Here is a 13,830-nt window from a genome sequence, read left to right as displayed (position 1 = left end):
GAGATTATTCTGTCTCTTCCATCGCTTCTAGCCAATCTCGCCCAACCCGGATCGTAATATCTGATTCAATTTCGCCGATTGAAGAAGCTTCTACTCGCCCAACACCAATCACATCGAGTAATAAATTTGCGGCTTCAAGATCCCCTCGTTGAACAATAATTTGAGTGTGGTCAAGGATGTCGGAATAATCACGCGCCAAATAAGTGTTCGTAAAATCCTCAGTCATCAAATAGCGAGACATTTGACCCGCAATACCATTCTCATTAGTCGCATTCTGAATCGCAATCCGTAATCTTTGAGGGGCGATCGCCCCAGATTCACCATCACCCAAAACCTGAAGTGGCGGCTCCACCCCAAAGAAATCCTGCATTACCCGGTTCTTCTCTTGATTTGAAACCAGCCAATAACTGCGGTTATATTCCCCCGCATCACTAAAACGCCCCGGCAACATCACCATATTGAGATGATCTTTTTCCAGTTGACGCGAAAAATTCATCAACGCCAACATCTCCTCCCAACTCAAATCTGTATCAATATGCTCTTGCACCAAACTAATCAAATTCGGTAAACGCGGAATAATCGCAGGAGACTGAACCTTTTCCCGTAACGCCTTCAGCAAAACCTGCTGACGCTGTACCCGACCAATATCCCCAAACTCATCATTCCGGAACCGTGCAAACTGCTCTGCCTGATCCCCATCCAAAACCTGCCAACCCTCTTCCAAATCAATCTCTAAATCCTGCGTCTCATCCTTATATTTCATGTCATAGGGCACAAAAACATTCACACCACCTACTGCATCCACCAATTCCCTAAACGTATCCGTCGTAATCCGCACATAGCGATCCACAGGCACATCATTAAGCGTCTCACTCACCACTTCTGCCGCTAATTTGCCACCACCATAAACATTTGCATCATTAACCTTGGTTAGTCCCACATCAGGAATCAACACTTGAGTATCCCGAGGAATAGAAAGCATATTCACCCGCTTATTTTCTAACTCAGGATCAAATCGAACCAATAGCATCGTGTCACTACGGCCACCAAATATTTCACTGCCTTCAGTACCCTCTACCCGGTCGATCCCCATCACTAAAATATTGACAGGTCGGCCTAGAGAATAACTCCCAAGCTGCTGCAAACCTTCCTGCTTCAGACTTTCGAGAGAACTCGGCAAAAACGGTAAGACAATCTGTGATAAGGGTGTGTAGAGCGCAAGCCAAGTGCCTACCGCTGCCGAGAGGAGGGTTGTCCCCATAAAACCCGAACCCCAGAGAAAACCTTTCAGCAGGAATGATAATTTCCTTCCACCATCCGCATTACGCTGCTGCTTGCCAAGAAGCTTTGTGGAAGCCTTAGCTACCTGTTCTCCTGTCTTAACTTCTTGCCCTCGAGTCATCGCGTATTTTCTCCTAGAGATCAAAAATCAAATCTCCCTTAATAAAATTTTATAGGGTCAATTGTCGAATCCCTAAAACTTTCCTTCAGCCCAACCCACTGACTTTCCTAAAAGTCCAACCAATACCTAGAAAGCATGCCTAATTCATAATCCCTTGCGTTAACCTAGAATCTAATCTCACAACGCAGTAGACTGGAAAGCTGCACTCGTGTTCTTGGTCGTGACCCCAGACCTCACATCTTAAATATTTTCCTCAGAACACCCTAATGTTAAATCCTAATTTAGACTCCATAGAACTAACAAAGGATGACTACGAACGCTATTCTCGGCATTTGATTTTGCCGGAAGTGGGCGTAGATGGACAAAAACGGCTCAAAGCAGCCAGCGTCCTTTGTATTGGTAGTGGAGGTCTTGGCTCTCCTCTACTTCTTTACCTTGCTGCCGCAGGTATCGGTCGCATTGGTCTGGTCGATTTCGATATCGTCGATTTCTCCAACCTCCAACGACAAATTATTCACGGTACTTCATGGGTCGGCAAACCAAAGATCGAATCGGCGAAAAATAGAATTCTTGATATTAATCCATTCTGTCAAGTTGATCTTCATGAAACACGTCTCAGTGCTGACAATGCACTGGACATTATTAAGGGCTACGACATCGTCGTTGATGGCACAGATAACTTCCCTACTCGTTATCTCACCAATGATGCTTGCGTTCTCCTAAACAAGCCGAATGTATATGGTTCGATCTTCCGGTTTGAAGGACAGGCAACTGTTTTCAACTATGAAGGCGGCCCCAACTACCGAGATCTTTATCCTGAGCCACCACCACCAGGGATGGTTCCTTCTTGTGCGGAAGGCGGAGTCCTCGGTGTGCTTTGTGGCATTATTGGCACTATCCAAGCAACGGAAACAATAAAAATTATTTTGGGTAAGCCGAATACTCTCAGTGGTCGGCTCATGCTCTATAACGCATTAGACATGAAGTTTCGGGAGCTGAAGTTGCGCCCGAACCCTGTACGTCCAGTGATCGAAAAGTTAATCGATTACGAACAATTTTGTGGTATTCCCCAAGCTCAAGCTGCGGAGGCTGAACAGCAAAACAATATGGAAGAAATGACAGTAACAGAGCTTAAGGCTCTTCTCGATAGCGATGCTGACGATTATGTACTTATTGATGTGCGTAATCCCAATGAATACGATATCGCAAGTATTCCTGGTGCGACGTTGATTCCTTTACCAGAGATTGAAACTGGTGATGGTGTGAGCCAAGTACAAGAACTTGTGACTGATGGGAAAAAGCTCATTGCTCACTGTAAGATGGGCGGTCGTTCTGCAAAGGCACTCACAATTCTGCAAAATACTGTAGGAATTGCTGGTACCAACGTTCAAGGTGGTATTCGTGCTTGGAGTGAAGAAGTGGATTCTTCTGTTCCCACTTATTAGATAAATCAATATCGATTCATTTTGAATTAAAGGCAGGGCTGCTTGATTATTTATTCTCAGCTCTGTCTTTTTTCTGTGCAGAGAAGGAAATTCAAGTGTTGGCGATCGCCTCAATCTTTCACCTATCCTAAAACTTCAGACAATATAGCGATCAGAAAAAATCCGGTATAGACAGACAATCGATATATGTTTGATCACCAATAGACTTCTCATGGCAATCATCCCTTAAATAAGCAGAATTGCTCATCCATACTCATCTCAAAAAGCGCAAATATCTTGATCCTGACTTGGATTGAACCTTTTCATTAAAAAACTGAGTGATCCCTGGCATAAAAGAAAACTATTGCCATAGATTTTCTCTGCAAAACAATACCTATCTAAAAGCTTAAAAATACTGATGAATCATCATCCGATTTATAGTTGCTGCCTGGCAGATAGATGCATTATGGTTGAACAAATTTTTAGAAATCTCCTATTAAATCCGAGGGAAAGAAAGCTTCATGTATGTTGTCCAAATCGCTTCAGAATGCGCACCCGTTGCGAAAGTTGGTGGACTAGCGGATGTCGTATATGGACTCAGTCGCGAACTCAGCATTAGAGGTCATAATGTCGAGATTATCCTGCCCAAATATGACTGCATGCGCTATGACCATATCTGGGGACTCCATGTCGCCTATGAGAACCTTTGTGTACCTTGGTATGATGGCGCAATCTACTGCACTGTTTTCTATGGTTGGGTACATGGACAACAATGCTTTTTTATCGAGCCTCACTCTGGAGACAATTTCTTCAATCGAGGTCACTTCTACGGTGGTTTAGACGACCACATGCGTTTTGCCTTTTTCAGTAAAGCAGCCCTCGAATTTTTACAGCAATCTGGCAAACGCCCCGATGTGATCCATTGCCACGATTGGCAAACTGGTCTGGTTCCAGTCATGCTCTTCGAGATGTATAAATACCATGGCCTTTGGGATCAGCGTATTTGTTATACCGTTCATAACTTTAAGCACCAAGGGATTACAGGAGCAGATGTCCTTTGGGCAACAGGCTTAAATAATGAAGGCTACTACTTCAACTATGATCGCCTCCGGGATAACTTCAATCCTTTTGCCTTAAACCTAATGAAAGGTGGTATTGTCTACGCGAATGCTGTCACCACCGTTTCCCCACACCACGCTTGGGAGGCACACCACACGGATATCAGTTGCGGTTTAGGCCATACACTTCACCGCCATCAGGATAAGTTTCAAGGCATCCTCAATGGTATTGATTACAGTATTTGGAACCCGGACAGCGACAAAAATATCCCAGTTCAATACAGCTGGGACAGCATTCAAGACAAGCAAAAGAACAAAAAAGCACTGCGACAAAGACTGCTTCTAGATGACTCTGACCCGAATAAGCCAATTGTTGCCTATATCGGTCGTCTAGATGATCAAAAAGGGGTTCACCTCGTACACCATGCAATGTACTACGCACTTGAGCGCGGTGCACAATTTGTCCTTCTGGGCTCAGCAACAGAAAACTCGATCAATTCTTGGTTCTGGTGGGAGAAAGGACATCTCAATGACAACCCCAATTGCCACATCGAGCTAGGGTTCAATGCAGAACTTGCTCACCTCATCTATGCTGGGTCAGACATGATGGTGGTTCCAAGTAATTATGAGCCTTGTGGTTTAACCCAGTTGATTAGTCTCAAGTACGGAACTGTGCCAATTGTCCGTGGTGTGGGCGGTTTGGTAAGTACAGTATTTGACCGCGACCATGATCAACATCGTTCTACTAAAGAACGTAATGGCTATGTATTCTACCAGACGGATAATAATGCCCTCGAATCAGCAATGGATCGAGCATTAGGCCTTTACTATGTCTACCCTGAAGAGTTTAAGCAATTACAGATTCAAGGAATGCAAAGTGATTATTCCTGGAGTTCTCCAGGAGATGATTATGAGGAACTCTATAATTTTGTTCGAGTTTAATGTCCTATGAGTCTAGTTACTCATCAATGATCATTTTAAATATTTAAACAAGTCGCTCCGATAAAGATTGTCAAAGATCTAGTCGGGGCGATTTTCCACAGAAAAAAATTCTTTTCCACAACATTTCCAGAGTTTTCCACAGCCTTCTCTTCAAAGGTTAAATAATCCTTAAGGCAAGACCAATTCCTTGTTTTTGTGTATTGTCAGATACAAGATTTATGTGATTTATTGATACTCAAATGAACAGAAAGGCGATCAATTGTGGAAAAAGTAAATTCCAATCTCTAAAAAGGGCGATCGCCGATAGGAGAGATAAATGAATTTAAGATTTAAAACACAGAATTGTTCGGTGTCAAAAAGACTTAATCTAAGACCTTGCCATCAGGCAAAATTGTATTGTTGAGGTATAACTTGTAATCGTAGTTATCAAGTGTAAAGCCGATCACATCTCGCAAATTAGCGTTATCTAAGTTTGTCTCTTTAAACGTAGAACCTGTGACATCAGCGCCTGTCAGGTTTGCCCAACTCAAATCTAAGAAGTTGAGATTTAGGTTGCAAAGTTTGGTATTTGTGAGGTTGGTGCCACTTAGATCTCCCTCGAAATTTAGACCTGTTAAATCCATATTTTCTAGGTTCGCACCATTACAATTCATACGATAGGTATCAGATTCTTTTAATTGTGTCCCTCGCAAATCAGTCATTGTAAAATTGGCATCTTTAAGCACTGCACCTTGAAGATTAGCATCAGAAAAATTACTGCCTGTAACATTGGCTTCGCAAAGATCGGCTTGGGTAAGATTTGCTCCTGTGAAATTAGCTTCTAAACAAATCGCTCTTAGGTGCGATCGCCGCAAGTTGGCAGAGCTTAAATTTGCATCAGATAAATCACAATTATCAAGATTGGCTTGTTCTAAATTTGCACCGCTAAAATTCACCTTTGTTAAATCTAATTCAGAGAGATCATAGTGCTGTAAATCTTGTTTACTCAAATCTTCACCAGCAGCAACTAATAATGCACCTTCTGGTTGAAATCCTTCTGGAAACATCGTTTTTGTACTATAGATTGCTCCAGATAAATCAGCATTCGTGAGGGTGGTATTGCGCAGATCTGCATGAATTAAGTTGGCACGACATAATAAGGTTTCTGTCAGATCCCAGCCACTACAATTAACGCTGCGTAGATTAACGCCAATCAGCTTTGCCCGTCGTAAATTGGCCTGTTTAAATTCGGGAGGACGCGTTAAATCCAGATTGCTCAAATCAGCCCCTTCCAGGTTTGCGCTGATAAAACTCGTACGGCCATTAAACAAAATCCCTTTGAGATTGGCATTGGCTAAATTAGCCTGTTCAAAGTTGGCACGTTCTAAAGATGTGTACTCGAGATTGGCATTGGCCAGGTCGCAATTTTTAAAACTGGTATCTCGCAGGTCAGAGTTTTGTAACTGGCTGCCATTGAGGTTTGTTTTATCGAAGACGCAATCCCGTAGATTTTGCTGGGTGAGCTGAATCTGTGGAAGTTGAAACCCAATGAAATAATGTTGGCGATTTTCAATACGGGAAACAATTTCAGCGGCAGTTAATTCAATAGAACTAGCAGTTCCGTCTGATAGAGAAGTCTCAGCATCAGTTAGTTCTTCTGGATCCTCTGTATCAGTAACAGGTATTCGGGGATTAGATAAAGCTGATTCAGATTCTACGGAAATTTCACTCGCCTCATTTGGGGATTCTGGGGAGGCGATCGCCACATCCTCTACATCTAAAGATAAAGAGTCTATTTCGGGCTCATCTATTTCGGGTTGATCTATTTCTGATTCGTCTGTGCCTAAAGAAAGTTGTTCTGAAGTTTGACTCGCATCATCGGTGATGCCTGGTGAAGGCTCATTAACTTGCTCAAATTCCGTCGTGCTGATCGATTTGATCTCTTCTTCTGGGACTGGTGTAATTGATGGTGGCTCTAATAAGTCATCTGCAATATTCGGAATGGTAGACTCTGATTCGACCTTAAAATCAGTCATGTCGTCGTAGTCTGGCATCTCAGCTGCAATTTCTAATTCGAGATTGTCCATGTTGAGATCGAGCTCTCCCATATCAGTGGTGATCGCCAAATCCGGTAATTCAATATTGTCGAGCTCCATCGGCATCTCAGCAGAAGGTTCTGTTACTGCTAGCTCATCATCATGATCTTCCGTTTCTGCTGGGCGATCGCCAGACAAATCAATCGTCGGCAAATGTTCTCCCAAACTGAGATCATTGAGCTCCACGCCGGTAAGCTCTTCTATATCAAGATCTGACAAATTTTCTAGATCCATCCCGTTCATCGCCAATGGATCCAGCTCCATGTTTTCCAGCTCAACTTCTCCACCAAGCTTGGATATAGGTGTTCCTTCAGCATCAGAAAGACTAACGGCATTACCATTTAGCTGCTCATTATTAAGCTCAGGCAAGTCATCCGCATCATTGACTTGTTCTACATCTGTCAGCTCTAGTGCCTCAAGATCGCTGGATAATGAGTCTGATAAGTCGAGGCTCAGATCGACCTCATCACTAACACCTCCCAGAGCATAAATATCTAACTGTTCAAGTTCGTCTAGGCTGATATTTTCTAAGTCAATATTGTCTAAATCGAAGTCTAATGTCGAGAGGCGATCGCCGCCATTATCTTCGAGAGCATCTGCCATATCCAAATTCATGGGATCTAATGCCAGACCATCAAGATTCGCCGCATCATCAATCTCCAGAGTGTTGAGGAGAGTGGACAAATCTGACGAAAGATCCGCATCAAGAGCCTCCTCCAGCTCGGAATCGTTCTCTAAAATTGGCATCACCAAAACATCGGGATCAATTCCCCCCATCGTTGTCTCTGAGGTGCGGATCGGTTGTGGTGTTAAGGCGGCATCTATATCTATACTGGAATCGAGGCGATCGCCAAATCGAGCGAGTTCATCTAAGGTATTTTGAATTGAGCGAACCTGTGCCAGCTCAGGGCGATTCTGAAAAGAAGTGGCCAAGCCATCAACCTGTTTTTTCAGAGAAAGGAGATTATTTTTTAAAAGATTTTGACGCGTTTCAAGCTTCTCTAGCCGTGCCAAAATTGCTGTGAGTTTTGTTTGGGTAACCGTCATCTCAAACCTATCCGCTGGAGGGCACTAGTCTCATTCTCTTCACATCTTAGCCAGTAACTTCAGAAATATATGTGGATGTGTATTCATCCCTGGTAGAGGCTAAATTTTCTTAACGTTTTGCCACGTTTAAAAAGTGGTTAAACCTACTATGGAGAAATCCTCAGCGACGATCACAACAGACTGGCATTAAATAAAACCATTATGACTACTGCATCCACAGGCGATCGCCACCTTCCCTATCAGGGATTAACAACGGAGGAAGTGAACGCCAGTCGCACCAGTTATGGCGAAAATGTTTTGACGCCACCTCAACGCGATCCTTGGTGGACTTTGTTTCTCGAAAAATTTGAAGATCCCGTGATTCGTATTTTGATGATTGCGGCGGTTGTCGCCCTAACGGTGGGGTTATTACAGGGTGAATTTGCCGAAGGACTCGGGATTATTATCGCGATTTTATTGGCGACTACCGTTGCATTTTTTAATGAATTTAAAGCGAATCAAGAATTTGCTCTCCTGAACCATGTCTACGATCAGGTCAATGTCAAAGTGATTCGGGATGGACAATATGTTAATTTACCGCGCCAAGAATTGGTAGTTGGCGACATTATATATGTAGAACAAGGACATGAAATTCCAGCAGATGCGGATATCGTCGATAGTGTCTCAATGTATATTGACCAAGCGAAGTTAACAGGCGAATCGGAACCAGTTTATAAAGCTCATGACAAAGATCCCTTTCAACCGGATGCAGAAGAAAGTACCTATCCGTTTCATCGGGTGTATCGCAGCACGATTGTCACCCAAGGCCATGGCTTTTGTAAGGTTTTGGCAGTGGGCGATCGCACAGAAATCGGGAAATTAGCCCAGGCCGTCGCAACAGTTGAGGACGATAAAAATACGCCCCTAAACCGGCAGCTCGAAGAACTCAGCCAGGCCATTGGTGTTGTGGGCTTATCGGTCGCGATGTTGACCTTTATTGCCTTATTCATTAGGGGAGTGTTAACCCATGAATTATTACTGACTGGACAACAGGGTTATGTAGTTGGCATCTTACTAAGCACAGTAATGATCGTCCTCATTCCAGTGTGGTTACCTGTGGTCGATGACGGTCGCAATTTATTAAAAAAAGGGGGCTATTTACCCAGTGCACTGGATTTAGAACCACCGGAAATCACTGAAAATTGGCTCTTAATGTTGGCGGTTGGGATCGTTTTTTTTGGGCTGACGATGCAGATTGGTGGGAAGCTCGGTTGGACGCCCACAACTTTTGGAGAGTGGCTTCCCGGTGATGTGGGGCTGGCGCTGCTGAATTATTTTATGGTTGCGGTCACCATTATTGTGGTGGCAGTGCCAGAGGGTTTGGCGATGAGTGTGACTCTGTCCTTGGCCTATAGTATGCGCCGGATGACTGCGGAAAATAATCTTGTACGCCGGATGCATGCCTGCGAAACGATTGGCGCAACCACCGTAATTTGCTCGGATAAAACAGGGACGCTCACTTGTAATCAAATGCAAGTGCAGGAAATTGTAGTGCCGGGTTTAGGGGAGAGTTCGGATCAGCTCAATCAAAAGGTCAACGATATTCTCGCCGAGGCGATCGCCGCTAATAGCACCGCTGATTTGGAATATTCTCCTGAGGGTTTGCCGGAGGTGATTGGCAATGCCACGGAAGGTGCATTATTGCTATGGCTCGATGATCAAAAACTGGATTATTTAACCTATCGCTATGATTTTGATTTAACTTCCCAAGGGGCTTTTTCCGCAGAAAAAAAATATATGACCAGTTTGGGGCGATCGCCGATTCTCAAAGAAGAGGTTTTATATCTAAAAGGCGCACCTGAAATTGTATTGCAGCGGTGTGATTATATGCTGACGTCCACTGGCATTAAACCTCTGACCGAGCGGGCAAAGATTATCCGCAAACTACAAGATTTCCAGCAGCGGGGGATGCGAACCCTTGGCTTTGCTTATCGTCCTCTCGGTGATCTGAGTGATTTTAAAATTACCGAGATTGAGCAACATTTAGTCTGGCTAGGCTTTTTTGCTATCGTCGATCCGCTCAGAGATGATGTCCCCCAAGCGATTCAAGCTTGTATGGAAGCAGGGATTCAAGTCAAAATTGTCACCGGAGATAGTCCTCAAACGGCAAAAGAAATTGGTCGTCAGATTGGCTTACTCACAGAAGATATCGATCCCCGCCACCCCCAACATTTAACAGGGCCTCAATTTGCCGCTCTCGATGACAAAGCAGCTTTTGAAGCGGTGCAATCTTTGCGGATTTTGTCGCGAGCTTGCCCCCTCGATAAATTGCGGTTGGTACAACTTTTACAGAAAACTGGAGCTGTGGTCGGCGTCACGGGAGATGGCACAAATGATGCAGCTGCACTTAAACAAGCTCAAGTGGGTTTAGCGATGGGTAGCGGCACGGCGATCGCCAAGGAAGCAAGTGACATTATTTTGCTGGATGACTCCTTTAGTAGCATCGTAAATGCTGTGCTCTGGGGGCGATCGCTCTACGAAAATATCCAGAAATTTTTGCTGTTTCAACTCACCATTAATGTGGTGGCCTTGGGGACGGCACTGCTCGGTCCTTTCATCGGGATCGAGCTGCCTTTGACTGTGACGCAAATGCTTTGGGTCAACCTGATTATGGACACCTTTGCCGCTCTTGCCCTTGCGACCGAACCGCCAAATCCTGAAGTGCTCAAGCGATCGCCTCGTTCTGCAGATGCATTTATTATCACCTCAGAAATGGCTACCCAAATTACCTGTCTGGGCTTGACCTTTTTGATCTGTATGATCGGATTATTGAAATACGATATGCGCGATGGCGGGATTAATCTCTACGAATTGTCCGTCTTTTTTGCAATTTTCGTCTTCCTACAACTTTGGAATTTATTTAATGCTCGCTGTTTCGGTCTGACAATTTCAGCCTTCACTGGCCTCCGAAAAAACCCTGCCTTTGGGGCGATCGTAGCAACCATTTTTATTGGTCAGGTGGTGATGGTGCAGTGGGGCAGTAGCGCCTTTCGGACGGTTCCTCTCGCTTGGCAACATTGGTTTTTAATTATTGTGGGTACATCCGTTGTACTTTGGCTAGGAGAACTTTGGCGGCAGGTTTCTCCGCGCCGTAGCCAGCCCAGAACTTAAGCAGATTTCCCTTCCAACGCAGGATTAACAGTATCAACCGGGCAACCTAAATTTATCGCAGTAGGATAAAGAGTCGGGTTTATCTCAAATCCACTTGATGTTTGGGGGGGGAGGCATTCATGGCAACACAGAGGATTGAGAAAAGCAACTGCCCCATTGCTGCACTTATTTTTGGAGGGCTTTGTCTCCAAATCAGTGGGTTCTCTTCTATGGCGATCGCCCAGTCCATGCCTCCCGGTGTTGGCTCCCCTCCTTCAATCACTGGGATCACCATAGATCAAAATAATACGACCAATACACTGATTCGGAATTCGATACGAGGAGAACCTCGAGATAGCATCATCATCGACCAAGGCCTTTTGAGTAATAATGGCGCTAATTTATTCCATAGCTTTGGTGAGTTTGGGATTAGCAGCAATGAATCAGTTTATTTCGATGCTCAAGGTGCCAACAGAATTATTTCGCGGGTCACTGGAGATTCTGCCAGCATTATTAATGGCTCTCTAAATGTCCTTAATGATGCGATGGGCGGCAGTGACTTTTATCTCCTAAACCCAAAAGGCTTAAGTTTTGGGCCAGATGCCAGTCTAGATTTACAAGGAGCATTTATTGGCTCCACTGCTGAAGCCATTAAGTTCGCAGATAACACGGTATTTAGTGCCGTCAGTAATCACATTCCTTTACTGACAGTTACGGCTCCCATCGGTCTACAGTTTGGTCAAAATCCTGCCCCTATTCTTCTTAACCAAGTGAATATCAGCCTCGATGAAGCGCAAGAGTTTATGCTCTATGGCGGTGATATTACGCTAAATGGAAGTGACGTTAACTTTGGATCTACTCAGAACCCTGTAGAAATTCTTTTCGTTAGTGTCGGAGAAGCTGGTACAGTCCGTCTACCAAATGGCATTAACCGCACTCTGACATCGATTAAATCATTAGGTGATTTAGTGAATCCGGCGATCGCCCGTGGAGATATTACGATCACGAACGGCAGCATTGTAAATACATTAAATGGCGGCTCCCTAAATTTTATTGGTCGTAACTTTGCATTGTTAGAGAATTCCCAGTTATTTGCCCCTCTAGATGGTGCAGTAGATGGCGGTGATATCTTTTTCAATTTTCAGAATGTTCGCATTGAAGATAGCCTCATTGGGTTAGTCACAAGAAATGGGAGTAGTGGTAATGGTGGCTCATTTATTGTTGAAACCAAGACTTTTAATCTCTCTGACTCCCTAGTCACAACGGATACATTATCGGATGGGAATGGCGGACTGATTCGTATTATGGCTTCAGATTTTGTGCGCTTAGTGGCGTCAGGTGCAGATACCAGTCAGCCTGTAGGCCTGACCAGTGGCACGAGAGTTCTCAACAATGTTGGTGGAGATGGTGATGGTGGCTTGGTTATCGTCGAAACCAAGGATTTATTTATTATTAATGGTGCACAGATTAATACTTCAACCAGCACTGGAGGCGAAGGCGGCAGAATTTTTGTCAACGCAACAGGAGATGTTGTTCTAGAGAGTTCAGTCGAGCGTCCTAGCAGTATTCAATCTATTAGTAACTCTGATGCCAGCAATGTTGGTGGTGGAGTTAAAGTACTCGCTAAAAATTTGAGGGTTCTGGATGGGAGCCAAATTTCTGCATCTACTTTTAGTGGTGCGAATGGTGGCAATGTCGAAGTTGTTGTAACAGAGCAGGCCTTGATTTCAGGCATCAATACGCAACTTGAAGACAATACTCAAGACAGTTCATTCTTTTTTGATCGAGGGATTTTACCCAGTGGTATTTTTTCTGTTTCAGAAAGTAGTGGCGATGCGGGCAATGTATTTTTCCATGCAGGGGAAAGCTTGATTACACAGGGTGCACAGATTTCGGTCAGTAATGTCGTGGGTGGTGGCGCTGGCAGTATTAATATCAGTGGCGATCGCCTATTTGCAGACAATAGTTTTATCAAGGCCGAGGCTTCTGCTGGCGACGATGCCAATATTAATTTTGACCTGAGTGAATTTGTCTTTTTCTCTAATGAGAATTTCGTCAGTAGCAATGCGATAGGCAATGCCACCGGGGGGAACATTACGTTCAATGTTGGGTTTTTGCTAGCCAGTAACAATAGTGATATCACCGCAAATTCTGCGAATAGCGAGGCTGGGCAGGTCACCGTAAATGCAACAGGTGTCTATGGTGCTGTCTTTCGAGAGATGCGAACTCCAGATAGTGACATCACAGCATCATCCCGACTAGGCGTTGAGTTTGATGGTGTTGTAACGTTGAATGTTCTGGATGTTGACCCAGTGTCTAGTGTGGCCAAACTGCCTGTGACTTTGAATGATCCGAGTAATCTGATTACGGATCGTTGTGATGTTGCGCGGGTGAATACTTTTACAACATCAGGACGAGGTGGCATTCCAACAAGTCCCGATAATTTACTTTCTGCTGATGCATGGACTGATTGGCGGCGATCGCCCACGATGACATCCTTCACCAAACACACCCCCATAGTTTCAACACAATCACAATCGATCCGACAAGTTACAAAGTGGGAACGAACGCCAGAGGGACACATTCAACTGTTTGCCCAGCGCGAGATCGAAAATCCTTGGCGATCGCCCGAAAAAAAATGCAGAAATTCCAGATAACGCCCTGAAATTCAAGAAGAAGTTAGCTAAACCTAAAAACCAAGTCAGTAGCTTTGGTTGTCGCGAGAGGCCAATTCAACTGGAATTATCTCGGAA

Annotated in this window: 6 protein-coding genes; 4 read left to right on the top strand and 2 right to left on the bottom strand. The window is 44.3% G+C overall.

Annotated elements, in window-relative coordinates:
- Positions 1-4: 4 nt before the first annotated feature.
- Positions 5-1,402, bottom strand: a complete 1,398-nt coding sequence (locus LEPTO7376_RS18070; protein WP_015135545.1) for an LCP family protein — start codon at positions 1,400-1,402, stop codon at positions 5-7.
- A 266-nt stretch (positions 1,403-1,668) separates the two neighbouring features.
- On the opposite strand from LEPTO7376_RS18070, the gene moeB reads away from it, so the two are divergent.
- A complete protein-coding gene (moeB, locus tag LEPTO7376_RS18065; protein WP_015135544.1) occupies positions 1,669-2,847 on the top strand; it encodes a molybdopterin-synthase adenylyltransferase MoeB in 1,179 nt (392 codons plus the stop codon).
- A 500-nt stretch (positions 2,848-3,347) separates the two neighbouring features.
- Entirely contained in the window at positions 3,348-4,826 is a 1,479-nt protein-coding gene (gene glgA, locus LEPTO7376_RS18060) for a glycogen synthase GlgA (protein ID WP_015135543.1), read from the top strand.
- Positions 4,827-5,188: 362 nt separating this feature from the next.
- On the opposite strand, the gene LEPTO7376_RS23865 is transcribed toward glgA, so the two are convergent.
- Positions 5,189-7,948, bottom strand: a complete 2,760-nt coding sequence (locus LEPTO7376_RS23865) for a pentapeptide repeat-containing protein (RefSeq protein ID WP_015135542.1) — start codon at positions 7,946-7,948, stop codon at positions 5,189-5,191.
- A 201-nt stretch (positions 7,949-8,149) separates the two neighbouring features.
- On the opposite strand from LEPTO7376_RS23865, the gene LEPTO7376_RS18050 reads away from it, so the two are divergent.
- Both LEPTO7376_RS18050 and LEPTO7376_RS18045 read left to right on the top strand, forming a co-directional pair.
- Positions 8,150-11,098 (top strand): calcium-translocating P-type ATPase, PMCA-type, encoded by a 2,949-nt coding sequence (locus LEPTO7376_RS18050; protein ID WP_015135541.1) that lies wholly within the window; start codon positions 8,150-8,152, stop codon positions 11,096-11,098.
- A 119-nt stretch (positions 11,099-11,217) separates the two neighbouring features.
- Positions 11,218-13,734: a filamentous hemagglutinin N-terminal domain-containing protein gene (locus LEPTO7376_RS18045; RefSeq protein WP_015135540.1), complete on the top strand. Its 2,517-nt coding sequence runs from the start codon at positions 11,218-11,220 to the stop codon at positions 13,732-13,734.
- Positions 13,735-13,830 lie beyond the last annotated feature (96 nt).

Source organism: [Leptolyngbya] sp. PCC 7376 (genome assembly GCF_000316605.1).
GTDB lineage: Bacteria > Cyanobacteriota > Cyanobacteriia > Cyanobacteriales > MRBY01 > MRBY01.
Note: the sequence above shows the minus strand (reverse complement) of the source record. Positions and strands in the feature narration are given on the sequence as shown.